This window comes from Actinomadura sp. NEAU-AAG7, assembly GCF_018603865.1.
Classification (GTDB): domain Bacteria; phylum Actinomycetota; class Actinomycetes; order Streptosporangiales; family Streptosporangiaceae; genus Spirillospora; species Spirillospora litoris.
Genome location: NZ_JAHFZY010000006.1, coordinates 204,615 through 227,483, shown reverse-complemented (window position 1 = coordinate 227,483; position 22,869 = coordinate 204,615). Strand labels below are relative to the sequence as shown.

The following is a 22,869-nucleotide window of genomic DNA, read 5'->3' as shown; positions in this document are numbered from 1 at the left end:
GCGGGCCCGGCCCGGCGCGGGGCCGGGCCCGGACGCGCGGTCAGGCGGTGGCGAGCTCGTCGGCCGCGTTGACGTCCTTGTGGAACCGCCTGTTGACGTAGAGCCGCTCGCCGAGCGACTCGCAGCGCCACCACAGGCCGGAGGGCGGGCCGATCCGCGTGTAGCGGGGCACCTCGCGCAGGACCTCCTTGACGGGCGTCATCCGCAGCCGCCCCGACCCGCACACCAGGATCCGCCGGTCGGTGACGACCACGACGCGGTAGGCGTTGGCGAACAGGATGATCCAGTAGGAGATCAGGGCGAAGTACTGGCTGGTCGTCTGGGCGCAGAACACCGCCTGGATGTTCTCGCCCGGCTGCAGGACGTGGGCCGCGTTGGCACGCAGTTTGTCGCGGATAGCCACGGTCAGGACCTTTCTCGCGTGTCGCATGGGCGCCGACCGGTGGCCGCCGGCACCGGACGGCACGCGGGCACGGCACGGCTCCCACGGCCCTCAGGGGGCGTCGGGCGCTCCGCATTGTGCCAGCCGGACTCCCCCGCAATACGACATTTCACGGCAGAGCCAGAAATCGCCGCCGTTTCGTTTCTTTCAGGCACCGCCGGACGCCACCGCCCAGGTCAGGCGACCGGCGGCGGCGGGCGGCGGGCGGCGGTGTCAGGCGACCGAGGAGTAGGCGACGACGCCGCGCCGCATCGCGTCCATCGCGCGGCGGGCGGTCTTGCGGATGTGGCTGTTGGGCGGCGCGGCGTCGGCGACCTGCCCGAGCAGGTCGAGGAGCTGCTTGACGGCGCGGACGAAGTCCCCGGCGGTGAGGTCGCTCTCCAGCAGCACCGCGTCGAGGTCGTCGCCCTTGGCCCACCGGTAGGCGGTCCAGGCGAACCCGAGGTCGGGTTCGCGCAGGAACGAGACGCGGTTGTCGCGCTCGACGCCCTCCAGCTCGCCCCAGAGCCGCACCATCGCGGCGAGCGCGTCCTGCGCGGGGCCGGGCGGCGTGCGGGGCGGGGTGGCGTCGTCGGGCTGCCGCGACTCGTAGACGAGCGCGGACACGCACGCGGCGAGGCCCGCGTGGTCGAGGTGCTCCCACAGGCCCTCGCGGAGGCTCTCGGCGGTCAGCAGGTCCAGCTCGTTGTAGATGCGGCCGAGGCGGCGGCCCTCGTCGGTGACCGAGTCGCCCTCCAGGTAACCGAGCTGCTGCAGGACGGCGCAGACCCGGTCGAAGGTGCGGGCGATCACCTGGGAGCGGCCCTCGACGCGGCGGCGGAGCTGCTCGGTCTCGCGGTCGAGCCGGTGGTAGCGCTCGGCCCAGCGGGCGTGGTCCTCGCGCTGGTCGCAGCCGTGCACGGGGTGGCGGCGCAGCTCGGCGCGCAGCCGGGCGACCTCGGCGTCGTCGGCGGCGGGCACGTCCCGCCCCCGGCGGCGCTCACGGACGTCCACGGGGACCTTGTTCCGCAGCGTGGACGCCAGGTCGCGGCGGTCCTGCGGGTTGCGGGGGCTGAACGACTTCGGGATGCGGATCCGCTCGACGGGCTCCACGGCGCGGGGGAAGTCCTGGATGGACAGCCGCTGCACGGACCGGTTCACGGTCAGGACGAGCGGCGCGGGCCCGTCCGAGCGCCGCCCGACGCCGGGGTCCAGCACGACCGCGAGCCCCGACCGCCGCCCGGACGGCACGAGGATGACATCGCCCGGCCGCAGGTGCTCCAGGGATTTCGCGGCCTCGGCGCGGCGGGCGGAGGACCGCTCCCGCGACATCTCCGACTCCCGGTCCGACAGGCGCCGGCGCAGCGCCGCGTACTCCATGAAGTCGCCGAGGTGGCACTCGGCGGCCTTGGCGTACCCGGCGAGGGCCTCCTCGTTCTTGTGGACCTGCCGGGCGAGGCCGACGACGGCGCGGTCGGCCTGGAACTGCGCGAACGACTCCTCCAGCAGCGTCCGGGCGCGCTCGTTGCCGACGGCGCCGACGAGGTTCACGGCCATGTTGTAGGACGGCCGGAAGCTGGAATTCAGCGGGTAGGTGCGGGTGCCGGCGAGCCCGGCGACCGACGCGGGCTCCACGCTCGGCCCCCACACCACGACGGCGTGGCCCTCGACGTCGATGCCGCGCCGCCCGGCGCGCCCGGTGAGCTGGGTGTACTCGCCCGGGGTGAGGTCGACGTGCGCCTCCCCGTTCCACTTGTCGAGCTTCTCGATCACCACGGTGCGGGCGGGCATGTTGATGCCGAGCGCGAGCGTCTCGGTCGCGAACACCGCCTTGATCACCCCGCGGGTGAACAGCTCCTCGACGATCTCCTTGAAGGTGGGCAGCATCCCGGCGTGGTGGGCGGCGACGCCGCGCTCCAGCGCGGCGAGGAAGTCGTCGTAGCCGAGGATCCGCAGGTCCTCGGCGGTGATGTCGGCGGTGCGCAGCGACGCGTGCGCGCGGATCTCCTCGGCCTCCTCCTTGGAGGTGAGCCGGATCCCGGCGTTCAGGCACTGCAGGACGGCCGCGTCGCAGCCGGCGCGGCTGAAGATGAACGTGATCGCCGGGAGCAGCCCGGCGCGCTCCAGCCGCTCGATGACCTCGGGCCGGGGCGGCGGCCGGAACCGCTGGGGGCGGGGCGCGCGGCGCCGCCCGGTGCGCCGGCCCTGGTTGACCTTGGAGCGGCGGACCTCCTCGACGGCCATCCGGGTGAGCTGCGGGTTCAGGCGGGCCTGCCGGTCCTTGCCCTTGCCGGTGTCGACGAACAGGTCGTACAGCCGCGTCCCGACGAGCATGTGCTGGAACAGCGGGACGGGCCGGTGCTCGTCGACGATCACGGCGGTGTCGCCGCGGACCTCGTGCAGCCACTCGCCGAACTCCTCGGCGTTGGACACCGTCGCCGACAGCGCCACGATCCGCACCGAGTCGGGGACGTGGATGATCACCTCTTCCCAGACGGCGCCGCGGAACCGGTCGGCGAGGTAGTGGACCTCGTCCATCACCACGAACGCCAGGCCCGCGAGGGTCGGGGACCCGGCGTACAGCATGTTCCGCAGCACCTCGGTGGTCATCACCACGACCGGCGCCTCGCCGTTGACGCTGTTGTCGCCGGTGAGCAGCCCGACCTTCTCCGGCCCGTAGCGGCGGACGAGGTCGGCGTACTTCTGGTTCGACAGCGCCTTGATCGGCGTGGTGTAGAAGCACTTGGTGCCGCCGGTGAGCGCGAGGTGGACGGCGAACTCCCCCACCACGGTCTTGCCGGAGCCGGTGGGCGCGGCGACCAGGACGCCGCTGCCCTCTTCCAGCGCCCGGCACGCCTCAAGCTGGAACGCGTCCAGCTCGAAGTCGTACAGGGTGCGGAAGTCGAGCAGGGCGGGGCCGTTCCCGGCGGTGCGGCTGCGGTAGGCGGCGTACCGCTGCGCCGGGGTCTGCCCGGCCGACGTCGTGTCGGGGGTGGTCATGGCACCGAGCCTACGGTTTCGACCGGCCCGATTCCCAATCCTAATCCGGGGCCGGGGGCGTCCCGGCGGCCCGTGCGCCCCGGCGGCGGCGCCTGCGACGCCCCTGTCACACTCCGGAGACATTCCTGTGGCGCGGACCCGCGGGTCCGCCGGGGGACATCGGGAACCGGCCCGGTGGCCCGGAAGACCGCCCGACCGGTCGGGCGGTGGGTCGCCGGCGGGGTGACGCGCGGAGGCGGCGGGGGGTCAGGCGCGGGAGTCGCCCTTCTCCAGCTCGGCGTCGATGGCGTCGAGGTCGAGCGGGGACGCCTCGTCGTCGGCCAGGTCGGCGTAGGGGTCGGGCCGGCGGGCCTTGCGGCGGTCGTTGAAGAACGCCAGGAGCGCCGCGATCTCGAACAGCACCACGGTCGGGAGCGCCAGCGCGAGCATCGTGAACGGGTCGGCGCTGGGAGTGGCGACGGCCGCGAACGCGAAGATGCCGAAGATCGCGACCCGCTGGGACTTGCGGATCCGGGACGAGCTGAGCACACCGGCCAGGTTGAGGATCACCACGAACAGCGGCAGCTCGAACGTCAGCCCGAACACCAGCAGCATCGTCAGCACGTAGCTGAGATAGCTGTCGACGGTGATCAGCGGTTTGACGTCGTCGGCGACGAACCCCAGGAAGATCGCCAGGCCCTTGTCCACGGTCACGTACGCGAGCGCGGAGCCGATGAAGAACAGCGGGACCGCGGCGCCCATGAACGTGTAGGTCCAGCGGCGCTCCTTCTGGTACAGCCCGGGCGCGACGAACGCCCAGATCTGGTACAGCCACACCGGGGAGGAGATGACCGCGCCGATGATGCAGGAGATCTTCAGCTTCAGGAAGAACGAGGAGAAGATCCCGTTGACGAACAGGGAGCACTGGTCCTTGTCGACCACCCGGGACTGCGGCAGCGAGCAGTAGGGCTGCTTCAGCACGTCCCAGACGGGGTCGAACAGCAACCAGCCGATGATCGCGCCGATCACCAGCGCGAGGATCGACTTGATCAACCGGTTGCGCAGCTCACGGAGATGCTCCATCAGGGGCATGCGTCCGTCGGGGGTGGACTTGCGCGCGGTCCGCTTCAATGTGGTCACGTCGTCACCGGCTTGCCGGTCCGTTCGGTCGCTAGCGGGAGGAAGGCCAGGTCAGGAGGTCTTGCGGTTGCCGTAGTCGGAAACCGGGACACCCTGGATCGGCTCCCCGGACGACAGCGCGCCCTGCTGCCGGGGCGCCTCCTGCGCCGCGGCCTCGCGTTCGAGCCGCGCCGCCTCCTCGCGCAACTGCGCCGCGCGGTCACGCGCCGCGTTCGACTGCGCACCGCCCGCCTTCGCCTGCGCGGCGTCGGACTTGGCCGCCGTGTCGGGCTCGTCGTCGTCGCGCAGGCCCTTGGTCTCAGCCTTCAGGATGCGCGCCGACTTGCCCAGCGACCGCGCGAGCTGCGGAAGCTTCGCCGATCCGAAGATCAGAACGACGACGAGCAAGACGATCAGCAGCTCCGGAGTCCCGATGTTGCCCATGTTCACATCCTCTTCAGCCGGGAGTCGTGCTAGGACGATCGTACGCCGTCCCCGGGCGGTTGTGGGATCCGAGCCGCCTGAAGATCGGACAGTTCACCACGCAGCGCCGACTGTTTGGGGCCAAGCCGCTGCCTGGTGCGTTCCAGTTCACGCCCGAACCGCCGTACGCCCAGGTAGACGCGGAACGCGGCGTAGGCGAGCACCACCAGGCCGGCCGATCCGAGCGCCACCGGCACCGCAACCCAAGTCACCTCCGTCACGGTAGCCGACCCCGTCAGCCCATGCCGTACAGGGCCAGCGCCCGCGCGGCGTCGTCGCGGACGCCCGCCGCCAGCGACGCGGGCTCCACGATCCGGCCCTGGTCGCCGAGGCGCAGCGCGAGGCCCCGCACCCAGCGGGTGTCGGGGGTCCGCAGCACCACCCGCAGCCGCCCCTCCCCCAGTTCCAGGACGCTCTCGCACGGGTAGTAGTCGGCGACCCAGCGGCCCCGGGCGGTCAGCTCCAGCGCGACCCGCACGTCCCGCGGGGACGGGCGGAACAGCCCGGCGTCCACGTCGATCGGCTCGGCCTCGTCGGGGACGTGCGCCGGGACGTCCAGGACGGTGAGCCCCGCGATCCGGTCCAGCTTGAACAGCCGGACGGCCTCCGCGCGGCGGCACCAACCCTCCAGGTAGGTGGTGCCCTCCACCACCAGCACCCGCATCGGGTCGACGTCGCGCTCGGTGTTCTCGTCCCGCGCGGGGACGTAGTAGGTGAGGTGGACGCGGCGGCCGGCGGCGATCGCGTCGCGCAGCCGCCCGAGCAGGGTGCCGGCGCCGTCCGGGGCGGCGGCGCCGTGGGCGTCGACCTCCACCGCGACCTGGCTGCTGACGGCGGCGGCGGCGCCCGCCGCGCTCTCCAGCTTGGCGATCACCCGGCTGAGCGCGTCCCGGTCGTGCAGGTCGGGGATCCCCGCCAGCATCCGCAGCGCGACCAGCAGCGCGCTGGCCTCGTCGACCTTCAGCCGCAGCGGCCGCGCGATCGACTCGGCCTCGGCGACGGTGATCTCCCCGCCCTCGTAGGACAGGTCGATCGGGCAGTAGGGGTCGGGCGCGCGCAACTCCACGCACCACAGCAGGTTCAGGTCGTCGATGAGCTGCTTCTCGGTCACCCCGAACGCGGCGGCGGCCTCGCCGAGCGCGACCGAGTCGCGGTTCACCACGTAGGGGACGAGCGCCAGCAGCCGCGCGAGGCGGTCGGTGGAGGTGTTCGCGGCGGGCCGCCCCGCCGCCGTGCCGGTGCTCATCGCCCGCTCACCGAGCCGTCCCGCATCATGTCGCCGCCGTCCCCGCACGGGTCCTGGACGCTGCCCGCCAGGACCGACTTCAGCTGCTGGATCACCGCGTCGCGCAGGTCGGGCGGATCGAGCACGACGACGTCGTCGGCGAACCGCACCAGGTAGGGCGCGAACCGCTCCACGTCCTGGAACATCAGCGTCGCCTCGTCCCACGCGCCGCCGTCGACGGCCCGCACGTCCCGCGCCCACCGGCGCGGCCCCTGCGCGGCGCCCGCGCGCAGCCGCACGGTCGCCGGGCGCGGGTCGCTGACCGGGTCGCCCCAGTCGAAGGCGATGCGCCGCACGTCCACGCCGTCGGGGACGGTGACGGTGCCGGGCGCGCCGTCGCCGACGACGTCGCCGACGATGCGGCTCAGCCGGAACACCCGCTGCTCCTCGCGGTCGCGGTCGAACCCGACCGCGTACCAGCGGCCCCGGCGGCTCACCACGCCCCACGGCTCCAGGTGCCGCCGCGCCACCGAAGTCCGGCCGATGCCCTGGTAGTCGAACGCGACCGGTCGGCCGTCGCGGACCGCCTCCCACAGCGCCGGGAACGCCGGGTCGCCGGTGTTGACGCGGGGCTCGATCCCGACGGCGGTCGTCACGTCGGTCTCCACCCCCGCCGCCCGCAGCTTCAGCAGCGCGCCGGACGCGGCCTCGGCCATGCTCGCGCGCTGCCACACCCGCGCGGCGATCCCCAGCACCGCCGCCTCGTCGGAGGTGAGGTGGATGTCGGGCAGCTCGTAGGCCTGCGGCGGGATCCGGTAGCCGATCTCCTCACCGCCGCCGCCCCCCTGGTCGCTGCCGACCTCCAGCGGCACGCCGAGCTCGCGCAGCTCCTCCTTGTCGCGCTCGAACATCCGCTTGAACGCCTCGTCGGAGTCGGGATAGCCGGGCACCGCCCGGCGGATCTGCTCGGCCGTCAGGTAACGCCGCGTCGCGAGCAGGCACACCACCAGGTTCAACAGACGCTCGGTCTTGCGCCGTGACATAACGACCCCCTTCCCCGCCGGACACGCTACCGGAACCGCGCCCGCCTCCTGGGGGAGTTGGACGACATGGCGGGCATGTGCGGCCCGAGCGGAACCAACGACGCTACCTCCTCCGGAGCCCCTCCGGTGACCTCCGCCGATCCGGCGCCGGACGGGTCCGGCTCCGCTACGGTCTGCGGTGTGATCCGATGGCGCAGAGGAACCGTGCAGGGCGTCCGCCGCGAATGGCCGGGCGCGGTCGAACTGGACGTCGACGTCGCGGGCGACGGCCCCCGCCGGGCGCTCGCCTACCCCGCCCTCGTCGGACGCCCCGAGCCCGGCGACACCGTCCTGCTCAACACCACCGCGCTGGCGATGGGCCTCGGCACCGGCGGCTACGCGATGGTCGTCGCGATCCCCGACCGGCTGCCGCCCGACCCGTCCGGCCCGGGCCACCTCGTCAAGGCCCGCTACACCCCGCTCCAGGCCACCGTCCTCGGCGCCGACGAGCAGGACTCCCCCCACCACGACGTCCTGCGCGACGCCGACTCCCTCGGCGGCGCCCCCGTCGTCGTCGCCGACCTCCACTCGGCGCTCCCGCCGATCCTCGCCGGGCTCCTCGCCGACCGCCCCGGCGCCCGCGTGGTGTACGTCATGCCGGACGGCGGCGCGCTGCCGTCCTGGTTCTCCATGTCGATCGCCCGGCTCAAGGACGCGGGCGCGCTCGCCGCGACCGTCACCGTCGGCCAGGCGTTCGGCGGCGACCTGGAGGCCGTCACCGTCCACACCGGCCTGCTGGCCGCGCGGCTCGTCCTCGGCGCCGACGCCGTCGTCCTCGCGCAGGGCCCCGGCAACCTCGGCACCGGCACCCGCTGGGGGTTCTCCGGGGTGTCGGCCGGGGAGGCCGTCAACGCGGCGTCGGTCCTGCGCGGCCGCCCGGTCGCGTCGCTGCGGGTCAGCGAGGGCGACAAGCGCGAGCGCCACGTCGGCGTCTCCCACCACTCCCTCACCGCCTACGGCCGCGTCGCGCTCGCCCGCGCCGACGTCCCCGTCCCCGAGCTCGGCGGCCCGTTCGGCGCCCGTGTCGCGGCGGACGCCGCGCCCCTGGGCGAGCGCCACACCCTCGTCCCCGTCCCGGTGGACGGCCTGCACGAGATCCTGCGCGCCGCCGAGAAGGAGTGGGGCGTCCGCCTGTCCACCATGGGCCGCCGCCTGGACGAGGACCTCCCCTACTTCCTCACCGCCGCCGCGGCGGGCCGCCACACCGCCGCCCTCCTCGCCTGACCCGCCCGCCGCCGGCGGCGGATGGCCGGATCGTGACAGAACGCTCCGGCAGGTGAACGCCGCGTGCACGCGGCACGTCCCACCAGCGCCCTCCGTACGAGCCGCCCCGGCCGCCCCGCGCCGGGGACACCAGCCAGTGAACGGACACCATGCGCTGCACCGTCATCACCGCCGGCCTGCTCGCCGCCGCCGTCCTCACCGCCTGCGGCACCGCCGACCCCGCGGGCTCAGCGGGCTCGGCGGGCTCGGCGGGCTCGGCGAAGCCGAGCGAGAGCGCGACCGCCGCGCCCACCACGGCCTCACGCGCGGCCGGGACGCCCAGGCCGACGCCCCCGACGGCCCAGCCGCCGACGACGGCCAAGCCGACGACGGCCAAGCCGAGGGCGCCCCAGCTCATCCGGGTCCCCCGCGTCGTCGGGCACAACCACCAGACCGCGCAGAACGAGATGCAGGCGGCCGGGCTCCACATGCTCCGCGAGAAGGACGCGACCGGGCGGGGGCGGCTCCTGCTGTGGGACCGGAACTGGGTCGTCGTCCGCCAGTCCCCGGCCCCGGGCGAGCGCGTCGCCCCCGACACCACGATCACCCTCTACAGCAAGAAGATCGGCGAATGACCCACCGCGCCCCTGGGCTATCGCCCTAGGGACGGGGCCGTCCGGAGCGCCTCGGCCTCCGCCGCCGTGTAGGACGTGCTGAACGTGAACGCGCGGGGCGACGGGCCGTGCTCGCGGAGCAGGGCAAGGCGCTCTAGGGCCTCCTCCACGGTCGGGATGTACCCGGCGGGGATCCACCACATGACGAGGTGGGACTCCATGTGGCGCTGGAACCACTCCCTGCGGCGCCGCATCGTGTCCAGGTGCGGGCTGCGGTAGACGAAGTCCCACAGCGCCTCCATGCTCTCCCACACCGAGTAGTTCACGACCACGTCGGCACCCGCCGGGCGCATGCGGGTCGCGTCGCCCTCGCCCTCCTCGACGAGCCGCCACACGAATCCGGGCGTGCCGTCGGCGAGGGCGTTGACCGGCTCCAGTTGCGCGACGAAGTCCGCCATCTCCGGTTCGTCCAGCGGGAACCTGATGGTCCCGACGTTGAACTGGGCGATGTGGTGGCGGGCCGGTTCGCTCGGGAGGGCGGCGGAGGGCTCGGAGGTACGGGCGTCATCGGTCATGGGCCCACCTCACCACGCCCCCATCTCTATGTCAATCGCGATTGTTTTTAGAGTGGTCGGCCGCCACGCAGCACCACCCCGGACGCGGGTCCATCCGGACGCCCACGCCCTCGGACCCCTCGACCAGGCCCTCCATCATCGCCAGGTTCATCCCGCACACCAGCGGCGGGAACCGCTCCGCGACCACGTGGAAGGGGCAGTTCCGCATGCGCAGCACCGCCTCGGCGCCCTCCCCCTCCACCACCGGCTCGTAACCGCGCGCCGCCAGCACCTCGCGGACCGCGTCCAGATCCCCGCACGACCCGCCCGCGCCGCGCAGCGTCCGGCCCAGCCGCCGCGCCGCGTCCTGCGCCTCCATGTCCAGGCCCGCCGCGTCCGCGACCTCCGCCAGCAGGCCCGCCACCGTCCGGTAGTCCCGCGGCGGCACCGACACGCCCCGCTCGGCCACCGCCCGCCGGTACACCTTCGCCGGACGCCCCGCGCCCGGCCCCGACCGGCCCGTCAGCCGCCTGCTGGCCACCTCCAGCAGGCCCGCCTCCGCGAGCTTGTCCAGATGGAACGCCGCCAGCGTCCGGCCCACGCCCACGGCCTCCGCCGCCTCGTTCCGCGCCACCTCCCGGCCCTGAGCCGCCACGTACTCGTAGAGCCGCCTGCGCATCGCGTCCTGCAGCAGCGCGATCGTGTCGATGTCGTCCACCCCTCCATTCTAAGAACAGCCAGGGTGTGACATAGAAAGCGGCGCACGCCCACACGGCGCACGCCCACCCGGCGCCCGGGATCCCCGCGTCAGTGCGCGCCGAGGACGTCGACGACGAAGACCAGCGTGTCCGACCCCTGGATACCCGCCTGCGGCAGGCCCTTCGGCCCGTACCCGAGCCGCGGCGGGACGACCAGCAGCATCCGGCTCCCCACCCGCTGCCCGATCAGCGCCTCGTCCCAGCCCCGCATCACCTGACCGGTCCCGATCATGAACCCGTTCGGATGCCCCGCCGACCACGACGAGCTGAACGCCCTCCCGTCCCGCCAGAAGAACCCCGCGTACTGCACCGCCAGCAACTGGCCCTTGCGGACCGCCGGACCGTCGCCCCGCACCAGCGTCCGCACCCGCAGGTCCTTCGGCGCCGCCACCCGCGGAACCGTCACCCGCGGCGCGCCGCCACCCGGCGCCACCTGCGGCAAGCGCGCGTCCCGCAGCGGCGCCTCCGGCCTCCCGTGCGGGCCCGCCGACCCCGGGTACACGCCCCGCACGTCCAGGACGTACACGAGCGTGTCGTCCGCGGCGATCTGCCGCGCCGCGTTCCCCCGGTCACCGAAACCGTCCTTCGGCGGGATCGACGCCACCACCCGCGACCCCACCCGCGCGCCCGTGAACGCCTTCCGCAGCCCCGGCACCACCGACCACGTCGGGAACGCCTCCGGACGGCCCGACGCGAAACTGCTCGCCAGCAGCCTCCGCCCGCCCCCGCTCCACCGGTACCCCACGTAGTCGGCCACCACCAGGTCGCCCTCGCGGGCCGCCACGCCCCGGCCCGCCGACAACCGCTTCACCGCCAGCGACCCGCCCGGCGAACCCTTCGGGAACGACACATCCGGCAACCGCCCGAAATCGCCCCGCACCGTCACCCGCACGCCCCCGCCGTCCGAACACCCGGCGGCGAGCACCAGCGGGACGACCAGCACGGCGGCCACGGGCACGGCGGAGAGACGACGACGCATACTGGTCCTTCACGGGACGGCGAGCGCTACTGCGCGCTCACCCTACCCCCACGTGACCCCCCGGTTGCCGACCGTCGGCCACGACCCGCCGACCAGCCGCTACATCCCCGCGATGAGCTTGTCGACCCGCTCGTCCACCGACCGGAACGGGTCCTTGCACAGCACCGTCCGCTGCGCCTGGTCGTTCAACTTCAGATGCACCCAGTCCACGGTGAAGTCGCGCCGCTTCTCCTGCGCCTTGCGGATGAACTCGCCGCGCAGCCGCGCCCGCGTGGTCTGCGGCGGCACCGACTTCGCCTCGAAGATGTCCAGGTCCCGCGACACCCGCTCGACCGAGCCCCGCTTCTCCAGCAGGTAGTACAGCCCCCGGTCGCGGTGCACGTCGTGGTAGGCCAGATCCAGCTGCGCCACCCGCGGCGACGACAGCGGCAGGTCGTACTTGCGCCGGTACCGCTCGATCACCTTGTACTTCGTCACCCAGTCGATCTCCCGCGACACCAGGTCCAGGTCGCCGGTCTCCACCGCCCGCAGCGTCCGCTCCCACAACTCCAGCACCCGCTTGGCCGTCGCGTCCCCGCCCCGGGCGTCGACGAAGTCGCGCGCCTTCCCGAAGTACTCCTTCTGGATCTCCAGCGAACTCGCCTCCCGGCCGTTCGCCAGCCGCACCTTCCGCCGCCCCGTCATGTCGTGGCTGACCTCCCGGATCGCCCGGATCGGGTTCTCCAGCGTCAGGTCGCGCATCACCACGCCCGCCTCGATCATCCGCAGCACCAGGTCGGTCGCCCCGACCTTCAGCAGCATCGTCGTCTCGCTCATGTTCGAGTCACCGACGATCACGTGCAGCCTTCTGAACCGCTCGGCGTCGGCGTGCGGCTCGTCGCGGGTGTTGATGATCGGACGCGACCGCGTCGTCGCCGACGACACGCCCTCCCAGATGTGCTCCGCCCGCTGCGACACGCAGTACACCGCGCCCCGGGGCGTCTGCAGCACCTTCCCGGCGCCGCAGATGATCTGCCGGGTCACCAGATAGGGGATCAGGACGTCCGCGAGCCGCCCGAACTCCCCGTGCCGCCCCACCAGATAGTTCTCATGACACCCGTACGAGTTGCCCGCCGAGTCGGTGTTATTCTTGAACAGGTAGATGTCGCCGGCGATGCCCTCCTCACGGAGCCGCCGCTCCGCGTCCACCAGCAGACCCTCCAGGATCCGCTCCCCTGCCTTGTCGTGCGTCACCAGATCCACGACGCTGTCGCACTCCGGCGTGGCGTACTCCGGGTGACTCCCGACATCGAGGTAAAGCCGCGCGCCGTTCCGCAGGAACACATTGCTGCTCCGGCCCCACGACACCACCCGCCGGAACAGGTAGCGCGCCACCTCATCGGGTGACAACCGCCGCTGACCGCGGAAGGTGCAGGTGACGCCGTACTCGTTCTCAAGCCCGAAAATACGCCTGTCCACACCCCGACCCTATGCGGCCGTGCCCCGACTTGGCAGTCTCTCCCGCGCACCGTTTCCAACACCCGCCACAACGCGAGAACCCGCCGCGGGCCGGGCGGCCTCGGCCACCCCGCCGCGACGGGCCCACACCCGCGCACGGAACCGCCCCGGGCAGCCCCGCCACCTGCCGATCGAGCCCGGGAGGCTCCCCTCGGCACCGCCGCCGGTCAGTCCTCGTCGGCCTTACTCGGCGAGTCCGGGGTCGCGTCCGAGCCCGCGTCGGAGCCCGCGTCCGAGGCCGCGGACGAGTCCTCCTCGCCCAGCAGCTCCTCGATCCGGCGCGCCGTCAACCGCCGGAACAGACGGTGCTCGCGGTTGCGGTCCAGGACCGCCACCTCCAGCGACTTCGCCTCCAACCGGCGCTCGGAGTCCTGCGCCTCCAGCGCCCGCACCGCCACCCGCAGCGCCCCGGCCAGCGACGCGCCCTCCTCGTACCCGTCCTTCAGCGCCTGCGCCACCGCGTCCGCCTGGCCGCCCATCGCCACGTACCCGTGCTCGTCGGCGACCGACCCGTCGAAGGTCAACCGGTAGATCTGGTCGGTGTCGGCGTCCGCGCCGACCTCCGCCACCACCAACTCAACCTCGTACGGCTTGTTGGTCTCCGTGAAGATCGTCCCCAGCGACTGCGCGTACACGTTCGCCAGACCCCGCGCCGTCACGTCCCGGCGGTCGTACTGGTACCCGTTGATGTCGGCGTAGCGGACACCGCCCAACCGCAGGTTCTCGAACTCGTTGTACTTCCCCACCGCCGCGAACGCGATCCGGTCGTAGATCTCACTGATCTTGTGCAACGCCCGCGACGGATTGTCCGCCACGAACAGGATGCCATCGTCGTACTGCAGCACCACGACACTGCGGCCGCGCGAAATACCCTTCCGCGCATAGTCCGCCTTGTCCTTCATCTGCTGCTCGGGCGACACGTAGAACGGCATGGACACCGGACAGGATCCCTTCTATCGCAGCGGGGCGGTCGGCCCGCCCGGCGAGTCGTAACGTTCCTCGACCACGGACCGCGCCACCGCGCCCACCTCGTCATCGGCGAGACGGCGGTACCCGTCCGACGTCACCGCCGCGACCACCGGGAAGATCCCCCGCGCCAGGTCCGGACCGCCCGTCGCCGAGTCGTCATCGGCCGCGTCGTACAGCGCCTGGACGCACACCAGCGCCGCGTCGTCCACCGACAGATCCGACCGGTACAGCTTCTTCAGCGAACCCCGTGCGAACACCGACCCCGACCCGATCGAGTAGAAGTCCCGCTCCTCGTACCGGCCGCCCGCCGGGTCGTAGGAGAAGATCCGCCCCGTGTCGCGCTCCTCGTCGTAACCGGCGAACAGCGGCACCACCGCCAGCCCCTGCATCGCCATCCCCAGGTTCTGCCGCACCATCGTCGCCAGCCGGTTCGCCTTCCCCTCCACCGACAGCGTCCGGCCCTCACGCTTCTCGTAGTGCTCCAGCTCCACCTGGAACAACCGCACCATCTCGATGCCGATGCCCGCCGTGCCCGCGATCGCGATCGCCGAGAACTCGTCCGCGCGGAACACCTTCTCGATGTCGCGCTGCGCGATCACGTTCCCCGCCGTCGCGCGCCGGTCCCCCGCCATCACCACCCCGCCGGGAAAGCCCACCGCGACGATCGTCGTGCCATGCGGGATATCGTCCCCCGGCGACGACGCCGGAAGGGTCCCTCTGCCGGGCAGCGTCTCCGGAGAGTACGCCCCCAGGAACTCCGTGAACGAGGACGTGCCCGGGCTGGAGAACAACCCCGGCAGGCGCCCGGTCTGCGAATCGTGGGCCGCCACGCGACTCCCTTCCTCCGTCATGGCGCCGGATTCCCTCAACCCCACCGGCGCGGACAACACGACCCTACTGTTCAACCCTCGTCCACCGCATGCCACGGCCTCCCCGGCCGATCAGCCCACGGCGAACCCGAACACCGCCGGGAGTCCCGGGAGACAGGGCGGGCGCGGACGTCACCGTGAGGCCATGCGCTCCTCGGCCATCGCCTTGTAGGAGCCCAGGAGCCGCTCCAGCCCCAGCGTGAGCCACGTCGGGCCCTCGTGATCGTCATCGACCCTCCACACGCGGGAGCGATGCCGCCCGTCCGCCTCGCGGTGCGACGCCCAGCCGTCCAGGGGCACGGTCGCCGGATCGACGTCCGGAACCGTGAACGACAGGCGCGTTCCCCCGCCCGCCGCGGGGACGCTCGTCACCAACCGGCCCAGCAGGTAGTCCGCCGCGCGGCGGAGCGAGACCGGATCGTCGTCCAGTTGACCCATTCCGGTGTTGCAGCCGCCGCACGCCATGCCGCGCACGGCGCCGGTCGCGTGGTCATGGTCGACATGCTCGGCCGGGACGTCCCAGCAGACGGCGCACAACCCGCCCTGAAGCCCGAGAAGCCGCTGAACGTCCTTCTCGTCGAGGCCGTACTTCCGAATGAGGTGGCCCTCCCGGGCCGAACCGGGCACCTGCCGCCGCCTCGGCCAAGAGGCTCCGTCCAGGCGGGCACGCCCCTCGTAGACGGTCTTGCCGAGGACGATCTCCAGTCGCCGCGCGTGGGAGCCTCGGTATTCCAGATACTCCGCGGCATCACCCAGGCAGCGCGGGTCTTCGTGGAACTGGCCGAGTGCGCCGTTGCACCTGAAGCACAGGATGCCCCGGACGACGCCCGTGAGATGGTTGTGGTCGACGTGCTTCGCCTCGGCGCGAAGGCAGATCACGCAGACCCCGCCCTGCCCGGCGATCATCTGATCCACCCGCTCCGCGCTGAGGCCGTAGCGCAACCTCAACTGGTAGTTGCGCCCGCCGCCGTACAAACGGTCCCTCTGCTCGGCCATCACTTTGTTGTGGCAAGGACGGCAGTAGGTCGTCAGACCGGACGCGGCCGCGCGGTTCTTTCCGAACGCGTCGACCGGTTGCACTTTTTCGCACCGCGGACAGTACTTCATGCCCTCCGGAACCGTGTCGTACAGCTTGAAGGGCCTGACGCTCCTACCCTCGCGCGCCCGCCGCTTCCTGTACGAGGCCGCACGCCGGAGGGCGAAGCACTCTTTGCAGTAGGGCGCCAGGCCGTCGGGAGACGCCTTTTGTTTCGTGAACTCTGCGGCCGTCTTTGTTCGACCACAATCTCGGCATCGCTTATGAGACATGGGCAGGACTTTACCGCCCTACCCACGCCTTTGGCAGCCCTTTACGACGAGGACCGCGAATTAAGTTTGAAGGGATATGAGGAGCCAGGCATTATGTCCGATTCATTCGGACATAATGCCTATTGTCCGCCTTTTTGAATATAAGCACGGACAAACTCCTCCGCATTTTCTTCGAGAACTTCGTCAATTTCATCGAGAATTGCGTCGACGTCGTCGGTGAGTTTTTCGTTGCGCTCCTGGACGTCCTCGGTCGTCGTGGCCTCGGTCTCCTCGACCTCTTCCGTGCGCCGGGTGGTCTGCTTCTGACCGCCGGTGTCCTTCGTGGCCATTCCGTACCTCCGCTCTGCCGGTACCCCCAACCCTATCTCCGATCTTCGGCGCTCAGCGGACCCGTGGATCCGCCGCGCGCCACGAGGGTGCCGGGCCTGATCCGGTTATCGCCCGTCCACCGGACAATGAAACGGGCATAGCGGTCACGAAACCGAGACAGCGAGCGTAACCGCAGGTCAGGACGCTAGTTCGACTTCGATAGTGACGCTATCCAAAGGGTGGCCGGTAGGCGGCGGCCCCCGCGCGCCTGGCGGCGTGCGGGGGCCGGGACGTCCGGAGGAGGCCCTGAGTCAGCTCTGGCCGGTCAGGGTGGCCACGAGGTCCGCGGCGGTGCGGCAGCTGTCCAGGAGGGCGCCCACGTGCTGCTTGGTGCCGCGCAGCGGCTCCAGGGTGGGGACGCGCTGGAGGGACTCGCGGCCGGGGACGTCGAAGATGACGGAGTCCCAGGAGGCGGCGGCGACGGACTCGGCGTACTGGCGCAGGCAGCGGCCGCGGAAGTAGGCGCGGGTGTCCTCGGGCGGGTCCTCGATGGCGGATTCGACCTGGGCCTCGGTGACGACGCGTTCGATGCGGTCGCGGGCGACCAGGCGGTTGTACAGGCCCTTGTCGGGGCGGATGTCGGTGTACTGGAGGTCGACGAGCTGGAGGCGCGGGTGCGACCAGTCCAGGCCGTCGCGGCTGCGGTAGCCCTCCAGGAGTTCGAGCTTGGCGACCCAGTCGAGTTCGCGGGAGAGCTGCATGGGGTCGTCGCCGAGGCGGTGCAGGACCGATTCCCAGCGGTCGAGGACGTCGTTGGTCATGTCGTCGACGTCGGCGCCGAAGCGGTCCTCGACGTATTTGCGGGACTGCTCCAGGTATTCCATCTGGAGCTGGACGGCGGTCATCTTGCGGCCGTCCCGCAGGGTGAGCAGGTGCTTGCAGGACGGGTCGTGGGAGACGGCCCGCAGCGCGGCGACCGGCATGTCGACGGACAGGTCGACGGTGAGGAACCCGTCCTCGATCATGGCGAGGACGAGCGCGGTGGTGCCGAGCTTGAGGTAGGTGGAGACCTCGGCCATGTTGGCGTCGCCGATGATCACGTGCAGCCGCCGGTACTTCTCGGGGTCGGCGTGGGGTTCGTCGCGGGTGTTGATGATGGGGCGCTTGAGCGTGGTCTCCAGGCCGACCTCGACCTCGAAGAAGTCGGCGCGCTGGCTGATCTGGAAGCCGTCGCCGCGTCCGTCGACGCCGATGCCGACGCGGCCGGCGCCGCAGACGACCTGGCGGGAGACGAAGAAGGGGGTGAGGTGGCGGACGATGTCGGCGAAGGGCGTCTCGCGCTTCATGAGGTAGTTCTCATGGCAGCCGTAGGAGGCGCCCTTGTTGTCGGTGTTGTTCTTGTAGAGCTGGATGGGGTGGGTGCCGGGGACGAGGGCGGCGCGGGCGGCGGCGTCGGCCATGACGCGTTCGCCCGCTTTGTCCCAGATGACGGCGTCGAGGGGGTTGGTGCACTCGGGTGCGGAGTACTCGGGGTGGGCGTGGTCGACGTAGAGCCGCGCGCCGTTGGTGAGGATGACGTTGGCGAGGCCGAGGTCCTCGTCGGTGAGCTGGGTGGGGTCGGCGACCTCGCGGGCGAGGTCGAAGCCGCGCGCGTCGCGGAGGGGGTTCTCCTCCTCGAAGTCCCATCGGGCTCTGCGGGCGCGCGCGGCGGACGCCGCGAGGTAGGCGTTGACGACCTGGGAGGAGGTCACCATCGCGTTGGCCCCTGGTTGGCCGGGTACGGAGATGCCGTACTCGGTCTCGATGCCCATCACGCGCCGAACACTCATATCGTCGAGCCTATCGGGGCGGCGGGGGTGGAGCCATGGGGCTCCTCCGGCGGGGCGGGTGTCGGGCCGGGGGCGGTGCGCCGGGGGCGGTCGGCGTGCCGGGCGTGGGGGCGCGGGCGGGTGTGGTGTGGCGGGGTGATGGGGTCGTCTCCGGTGATAAGGGCGCGGCGGCCTCCCCGGGTGGGGTGGCCGCCGCGCGTGTCGCTGTCGGTGCTGTGCCGTCGGTGGGTCAGAGGTACTGGCCGGTGTTGGCGACGGTGTCGATGGACCGGCCGGCCTCGGCGCCCTTGGTCCCGGAGACGAGGGTGCGGATGTAGACGATCCGCTCCCCCTTCTTGCCGGAGATGCGGGCCCAGTCGTCGGGGTTGGTGGTGTTGGGGAGGTCCTCGTTCTCGCTGAACTCGTCGACGCAGGCGGCGAGGAGGTGGTTGACCCGCATGCCCTTCTGGCCGGTGTCGAGGAACTGCTTGATGGCCATCTTCTTCGCGCGGTCGACGATGTTCTGGATCATCGCCCCGGAGTTGAAGTCCTTGAAGAACAGGACCTCCTTGTCACCGTTGGCGTAGGTGACCTCCAGGAAGCGGTTCTCGTCGCTCTCGGTGTACATCCGCTCGACGACCCGCTGGATCATCGCCTCGACGGTGACGTCCTCGGAGCCGCCGTGCTCCTTGACGTCGTCGGGGTGCAGCGGGAGGCCGGTGAGGATGTACTTGGAGAAGATGTCCTTGGCCGCCTCGGCGTCGGGCCGCTCGATCTTGATCTTCACGTCGAGCCGTCCGGGCCGCAGGATCGCGGGGTCGATCATGTCCTCGCGGTTGGAGGCGCCGATGACGATGACGTTCTCCAGGCCCTCGACCCCGTCGATCTCGCTGAGCAGCTGCGGGACGATGGTGTTCTCTACGTCGGAGGAGACCCCGGATCCGCGGGTGCGGAAGATGGAGTCCATCTCGTCGAAGAACACGATGACGGGGGTTCCGGCGGACGCCTTCTCCCGGGCCCGCTGGAAGACGAGGCGGATGTGCCGCTCGGTCTCGCCGACGTACTTGTTGAGGAGTTCGGGGCCCTTGATGTTGAGGAAGAAGCTCTTGCCCTCCTGGCCGGTCTTCTCGGCGACCTGTTTGGCCAGCGAGTTGGCGACGGCCTTGGCGATGAGGGTCTTCCCGCAGCCGGGGGGACCGTAGAGCAGGACGCCCTTGGGCGGCCTGAGCTGGTGTTCGCGGAAGAGGTCGGCGTGCAGGTAGGGCAGTTCGACCGCGTCGCGGATCAGCTCGATCTGCGATCCGAGGCCGCCGATCTCGTCGTAGGAGATGTCGGGGACCTCTTCGAGGACGAGTTCCTCGACCTCGGCCTTGTGGATCTTCTCGTAGGCGTACCCGGAGCGGGTCTCCAGCATGAGCGAGTCGCCCGCGCGCAGCGGGACCCCGCGCAGCGGCTCGGCGAGCTTGATGACGCGTTCCTCGTCGGCGTGCGCGATGACGAGGGCGCGTTCGCCGTCCTCGAAGATCTCCTTGAGCATGACGACCTCGCCCTGCTCCTCGAAGGCGAGGGCCTCGACGACGTTGAGGGCCTCGTTGAGCATGACCTCCTGGCCGCGCTGGAGTTCGTCGATCTCGACGGCGGGGCTGACGTTCACGCGCAGCTTGCGTCCGCCGGTGAAGATGTCGACCGTTCCATCGTCGCGGGCCTCAAGGAAGACTCCGAATCCGGAGGGTGGTTGCGCGAGCCTGTCGACCTCCTCCTTGAGCGCGACGATCTGTTCGCGAGCCTCTTTGAGGGTCGCTACGAGTCGCTCGTTCTGTCCGGTTACGGCGGCCAGGTTGGCCTGTGCCTCATGGAGGCGTTCTTCAAGTACACGTACTTGGCGCGGGGATTCCGCGAGCTTGCGGCGCAGCACGGAGATCTCCTCCTCCAGGAAGGACACCTGCGTCTGGAGGTCCCTGACCTCCTTGTCGTGCTGCGCCCTGCGCGCCCCAGCATCGTCACGAGCGGCCACGCCCCGTCACCTCCTCACGAAGAGAGCCGACGACCTACTGAGACCCTACCTATCTGGAGGGCTTCCGTAACCTGCCCTTTCGGTAGTCGTGTCGTTCGGGGGGTTCCGGATGTGTGCGGGGGGTGGCGGTGGCCTGCGCGATCTTGCTGCCGGGCGGGGGCCGCGGGGCTGAGGGATTTCGCTGGTCTCGGCGTGGGACGTCGGCGCGTCCGCGGGTGCGGGGGCGGGCCTGGGCCGGGTCGGCGGCGGTGGTTTGGCCCGTTCCAGTCACGGAGCGCGACGCGGTCCGCGGGGGCGATCGGTCCCGGAATGTGATCTACGACTCGGTGTCGCCGTCCGGCGTGGCGGGGTCCGCCGGCGGCTCGGCGGGGGCCCGTGTCGCGGCGGCGCGGTCGGTCGCGGGCGGGGCCGGGTGGGCGCCCTTGGCGGGGCGGCGGCGGCGCGGGGGCGGGGTGACGCCGTCGGCGAGGCGGCGGGCGGTCACCAGGAAGCCGGTGTGGCCGACCATGCGGTGGTCGGGGCGGACGGCGAGCCCGTCGACGTGCCAGGAGCGCAGGAGCGTCTCGAAGGCGTAGGGCTCGGCGAAGGCGCCGTGGGCGCGCAGGTCCTCGACGACGCGCGACATCTGGGTGGTGGTGGCGATGTAGGCGCAGACGAGCCCGCCGGGGATGAGGGCCTTGGCGACGGCGTCGAGGGTCTCCCAGGGGGCGAGCATGTCGAGGACGACGCGGTCGGCCTCGGTCTCGGTGAGGGCGTCCTCAAGGGAGCCGACGGTGAGGCTCCAGGCGGGGTGGGGGCCGCCGAAGAACTTCTCGACGTTGGCGCGGGCGATGTCGGCGAAGTCGGGCCGCCGCTCGTAGGACGACAGGTGGCCGTGCTCGCCGACGGCGCGCAGCAGGAAGCAGGAGAGCGCGCCGGACCCGGCCCCGGCCTCGACGACGCGGGCGCCGGGGAAGATGTCGGCCATCGCGATGATCTGGGCGGCGTCCTTGGGGTAGACGACGGCGGCGCCGCGCGGCATGCGGACGGCGAAGTCGGTGAGCAGCGGCCGGAAGGCGAGGTAGTCGGTGCCGCCGGAGGAGCGGAAGACGCTGCCCTCGGGGCTGCCGATGATGTCGTCGTGGGGGACGGAGCCCTTGTGGGAGTGGTAGAGCTTGCCGGGCTGGAGGGTGATGGTGTTGATGCGGCCCTTGGGGTCGGTGAGCTGAACCTGGTCGCCGGGGCGGAACGGGCCGTGGGGGATGCGGCCGGTGGACGGGGGGCTCGGCTGGGGTTCGCTCATGGTGGTCAAGGTTATAGCTGGGCGAACACGACTCGGGCCGGGTCGCGGGGCCGGTCGGGCGGGGCCGGTGGAGGGAGGCCGGTGGAGGGAGGCCGGTCGGGGGAGGCGGCGGGTCAGACGCCGGTGAAGGCGCGGTCGACGTCGGAGACGGCGAGGACGCCGTAGACGCGGCCGTCGGGTTCGACGAGGAGGTACTCGGAGGAGGGGGCGCGGCGCAGGGCGGTGACGAGGGCCTCGCCGGTGATGTCGGCGGGGAGCGTGCGGGCCTCGTCGAGGCCGCGGGACAGGTCGCCCGCCGAGACCCAGGGGCGGCGGTGGGGCGGGGTGGCGGTGACGGCCTTCTCGCTGACCAGGCCGCGCGGGACGCCGTCGTGGTCGACGATGACGAGGGCCCCGGCGTGGTCCTCGTGGGCGCGGCGGATGGCCTCGGCGAGGGGCACGTCGGCGGTGACGAGGGTGGCGCGGCGGGCGAGGCGGCGGGCCGACAGCAGGGGGATGCGGTCGCGGACGCGTTCGGCGCGGATCGCCTGGGTGGCGCCGACCCAGATGAAGGAGGCGACGAGCGCCGACCACAGGAGCGCGAGCCAGCCGAAGCCGCCGCCGCCCCCGCTCTCGCCGTCGGTGCGGTAGGTGGCGAGGAAGGCGCCGGTGATGAGGCAGGCGATGGCGACGCCGCGGCCGATCCAGCCGGCGACGATGGCGCCGCTGCGGCTGCGGCCGGTGGCCTTCCAGACGGCGGCGCGGACGAGCCGTCCGCCGTCCAGGGGCAGGCCGGGCAGCAGGTTGAACACGCCGACCAGGAGGTTGGCGAAGGTGAGGGCCTCCAGGAGGAGGAGCGCGACGTCGGGCAGGGTGAGGACGGCGTGGGCGAAGAGGCCGAGCCCGGCCAGGACGAGGTTGACGAGGGGCCCGGCGAAGGCGATGAGGAACTCGCGGCCGGGGGTGGGCGCCTCGCGCTCGATGGAGGTCTCGCCGCCGAGGATGTGGAGGGTGACCGAGCGGACCGGCAGGCCGAGGACGCGCGCGGTGACGGCGTGGCTGAGCTCGTGGACGAACACCGACCCGTACAGCAGCAGCGCGTAGGCGAAGGCGACGGCGTAGCTGGCGGGCCGGTCGATGACGTCGTTGGCCTGCCCCTCGAACATCACGGTGACGAGGACGGCCACCAGGAACCAGCTCGGGGAGACGTAGACGGGCACGCCGAACGGACGGCCCACGAACAGGCCGGGACGGCCGGACCGGTCGTCGTCGGGGCCGGACTCGCCGGCGGGCGTCCTGCCCTGGGTCGGTGGCGCGCTCTGTGTCACGCCACCGATGCTACGGGCAGGCGGGGCCGGGGCGGCCCGCGGTGGCCCGGTTGCGGGATTTCGTCGGGGCTCTCGCCTACGCTGCTGGC

The 22,869-nt window shown here is 71.9% G+C and carries 21 protein-coding genes; 2 read left to right on the top strand and 19 right to left on the bottom strand.

Going from position 1 to position 22,869, the window contains the following annotated elements; translation table 11 throughout:
- Positions 1-40: 40 nt before the first annotated feature.
- The 7 genes from KLI87_RS27380 to KLI87_RS27350 all read right to left on the bottom strand — a co-directional run bounded on the left by KLI87_RS27380 (position 41) and on the right by KLI87_RS27350 (position 7,270).
- Positions 41-403: a hypothetical protein gene (locus tag KLI87_RS27380; protein ID WP_156216776.1), complete on the bottom strand. Its 363-nt coding sequence runs from the start codon at positions 401-403 to the stop codon at positions 41-43.
- Between the two features lie 252 nt (positions 404-655).
- A complete protein-coding gene (locus KLI87_RS27375; RefSeq protein WP_214619249.1) occupies positions 656-3,421 on the bottom strand; it encodes an RNA helicase in 2,766 nt (921 codons plus the stop codon).
- Between the two features lie 246 nt (positions 3,422-3,667).
- Entirely contained in the window at positions 3,668-4,540 is an 873-nt protein-coding gene (gene tatC / locus KLI87_RS27370) for a twin-arginine translocase subunit TatC (RefSeq protein WP_308166213.1), read from the bottom strand.
- Between the two features lie 51 nt (positions 4,541-4,591).
- A complete protein-coding gene (gene tatA, locus KLI87_RS27365; protein ID WP_156216779.1) occupies positions 4,592-4,963 on the bottom strand; it encodes a Sec-independent protein translocase subunit TatA in 372 nt (123 codons plus the stop codon).
- Positions 4,964-4,992: 29 nt separating this feature from the next.
- Positions 4,993-5,214, bottom strand: coding sequence for a hypothetical protein (locus KLI87_RS27360; protein ID WP_308166212.1), 222 nt, complete (start codon positions 5,212-5,214; stop codon positions 4,993-4,995).
- Positions 5,215-5,237: 23 nt separating this feature from the next.
- Positions 5,238-6,248, bottom strand: coding sequence for a YafY family protein (locus tag KLI87_RS27355; protein ID WP_156216780.1), 1,011 nt, complete (start codon positions 6,246-6,248; stop codon positions 5,238-5,240).
- Entirely contained in the window at positions 6,245-7,270 is a 1,026-nt protein-coding gene (locus tag KLI87_RS27350; protein WP_214619247.1) for a YafY family protein, read from the bottom strand. Before KLI87_RS27350 ends, KLI87_RS27355 begins: the two co-directional genes overlap by 4 nt.
- 180 nt (positions 7,271-7,450) lie before the next feature.
- Here KLI87_RS27350 and KLI87_RS27345 point away from each other — a divergent pair, with 180 nt between their 5' ends.
- Together KLI87_RS27345 and KLI87_RS27340 are read left to right on the top strand one after the other, a co-directional pair.
- Positions 7,451-8,533 carry a DUF3866 family protein gene (locus tag KLI87_RS27345; RefSeq protein ID WP_214619246.1) on the top strand — a complete coding sequence of 361 codons (1,083 nt, stop codon included), beginning with the start codon at positions 7,451-7,453 and terminating at the stop codon, positions 8,531-8,533.
- Between the two features lie 149 nt (positions 8,534-8,682).
- On the top strand, positions 8,683-9,147 hold the full coding sequence (locus tag KLI87_RS27340) for a PASTA domain-containing protein (RefSeq protein WP_214619245.1): 465 nt from the start codon (positions 8,683-8,685) through the stop codon (positions 9,145-9,147).
- 17 nt (positions 9,148-9,164) lie between these two features.
- Here KLI87_RS27340 and KLI87_RS27335 read toward each other — a convergent pair whose 3' ends face one another.
- From KLI87_RS27335 to KLI87_RS27280, 12 genes are all read right to left on the bottom strand, one after another.
- On the bottom strand, positions 9,165-9,701 hold the full coding sequence (locus KLI87_RS27335; protein ID WP_214619244.1) for a DUF3291 domain-containing protein: 537 nt from the start codon (positions 9,699-9,701) through the stop codon (positions 9,165-9,167).
- Positions 9,702-9,732: 31 nt separating this feature from the next.
- Entirely contained in the window at positions 9,733-10,398 is a 666-nt protein-coding gene (locus KLI87_RS27330) for a metalloregulator ArsR/SmtB family transcription factor (RefSeq protein ID WP_214619243.1), read from the bottom strand.
- Between the two features lie 89 nt (positions 10,399-10,487).
- Entirely contained in the window at positions 10,488-11,417 is a 930-nt protein-coding gene (locus KLI87_RS27325) for an FKBP-type peptidyl-prolyl cis-trans isomerase (RefSeq protein ID WP_214619242.1), read from the bottom strand.
- Positions 11,418-11,516: 99 nt separating this feature from the next.
- Positions 11,517-12,875 (bottom strand): Pup--protein ligase, encoded by a 1,359-nt coding sequence (gene pafA / locus KLI87_RS27320; protein ID WP_214619241.1) that lies wholly within the window; start codon positions 12,873-12,875, stop codon positions 11,517-11,519.
- 206 nt (positions 12,876-13,081) lie between these two features.
- Positions 13,082-13,846 (bottom strand): proteasome subunit alpha, encoded by a 765-nt coding sequence (gene prcA, locus KLI87_RS27315; protein ID WP_214619635.1) that lies wholly within the window; start codon positions 13,844-13,846, stop codon positions 13,082-13,084.
- 21 nt (positions 13,847-13,867) lie between these two features.
- On the bottom strand, positions 13,868-14,734 hold the full coding sequence (prcB, locus tag KLI87_RS27310) for a proteasome subunit beta (protein ID WP_214619240.1): 867 nt from the start codon (positions 14,732-14,734) through the stop codon (positions 13,868-13,870).
- A 150-nt stretch (positions 14,735-14,884) separates the two neighbouring features.
- Positions 14,885-15,748 carry an endonuclease VII domain-containing protein gene (locus KLI87_RS27305; RefSeq protein WP_214619239.1) on the bottom strand — a complete coding sequence of 288 codons (864 nt, stop codon included), beginning with the start codon at positions 15,746-15,748 and terminating at the stop codon, positions 14,885-14,887.
- Between the two features lie 431 nt (positions 15,749-16,179).
- Complete coding sequence (locus KLI87_RS27300) at positions 16,180-16,389, bottom strand: ubiquitin-like protein Pup (protein WP_214619238.1); 210 nt, start codon at positions 16,387-16,389, stop codon at positions 16,180-16,182.
- 291 nt (positions 16,390-16,680) lie between these two features.
- Positions 16,681-18,198: a depupylase/deamidase Dop gene (gene dop / locus KLI87_RS27295; RefSeq protein WP_173390762.1), complete on the bottom strand. Its 1,518-nt coding sequence runs from the start codon at positions 18,196-18,198 to the stop codon at positions 16,681-16,683.
- 229 nt (positions 18,199-18,427) lie between these two features.
- Positions 18,428-20,191 (bottom strand): proteasome ATPase, encoded by a 1,764-nt coding sequence (arc, locus tag KLI87_RS27290; RefSeq protein ID WP_214619237.1) that lies wholly within the window; start codon positions 20,189-20,191, stop codon positions 18,428-18,430.
- 316 nt (positions 20,192-20,507) lie between these two features.
- Positions 20,508-21,473, bottom strand: a complete 966-nt coding sequence (locus tag KLI87_RS27285; protein WP_214619236.1) for a tRNA (adenine-N1)-methyltransferase — start codon at positions 21,471-21,473, stop codon at positions 20,508-20,510.
- A 113-nt stretch (positions 21,474-21,586) separates the two neighbouring features.
- A complete protein-coding gene (locus KLI87_RS27280; RefSeq protein WP_308166209.1) occupies positions 21,587-22,780 on the bottom strand; it encodes a site-2 protease family protein in 1,194 nt (397 codons plus the stop codon).
- Positions 22,781-22,869: the final 89 nt, after the last annotated feature.

Excerpts from the sequence above, each read along its gene's own strand:
- tatA (WP_156216779.1), bottom strand. The coding sequence starts at position 4,963 with ATGGGCAACATCGGGACTCCGGAGCTGCTGATCGTCTTGCTCGTCGTC.
- dop (WP_173390762.1), bottom strand. The coding sequence starts at position 18,198 with ATGAGTGTTCGGCGCGTGATGGGCATCGAGACCGAGTACGGCATCTCC.
- KLI87_RS27340 (WP_214619245.1), top strand. The coding sequence starts at position 8,683 with ATGCGCTGCACCGTCATCACCGCCGGCCTGCTCGCCGCCGCCGTCCTC.
- KLI87_RS27325 (WP_214619242.1), bottom strand. The coding sequence starts at position 11,417 with ATGCGTCGTCGTCTCTCCGCCGTGCCCGTGGCCGCCGTGCTGGTCGTC.
- KLI87_RS27335 (WP_214619244.1), bottom strand. The coding sequence starts at position 9,701 with ATGACCGATGACGCCCGTACCTCCGAGCCCTCCGCCGCCCTCCCGAGC.
- KLI87_RS27350 (WP_214619247.1), bottom strand. The coding sequence starts at position 7,270 with ATGTCACGGCGCAAGACCGAGCGTCTGTTGAACCTGGTGGTGTGCCTG.
- KLI87_RS27375 (WP_214619249.1), bottom strand. The coding sequence starts at position 3,421 with ATGACCACCCCCGACACGACGTCGGCCGGGCAGACCCCGGCGCAGCGG.
- KLI87_RS27300 (WP_214619238.1), bottom strand. The coding sequence starts at position 16,389 with ATGGCCACGAAGGACACCGGCGGTCAGAAGCAGACCACCCGGCGCACG.
- KLI87_RS27355 (WP_156216780.1), bottom strand. The coding sequence starts at position 6,248 with ATGAGCACCGGCACGGCGGCGGGGCGGCCCGCCGCGAACACCTCCACC.
- prcB (WP_214619240.1), bottom strand. The coding sequence starts at position 14,734 with ATGACGGAGGAAGGGAGTCGCGTGGCGGCCCACGATTCGCAGACCGGG.
- KLI87_RS27285 (WP_214619236.1), bottom strand. The coding sequence starts at position 21,473 with ATGAGCGAACCCCAGCCGAGCCCCCCGTCCACCGGCCGCATCCCCCAC.
- KLI87_RS27305 (WP_214619239.1), bottom strand. The coding sequence starts at position 15,748 with ATGGCCGAGCAGAGGGACCGTTTGTACGGCGGCGGGCGCAACTACCAG.
- prcA (WP_214619635.1), bottom strand. The coding sequence starts at position 13,846 with ATGCCGTTCTACGTGTCGCCCGAGCAGCAGATGAAGGACAAGGCGGAC.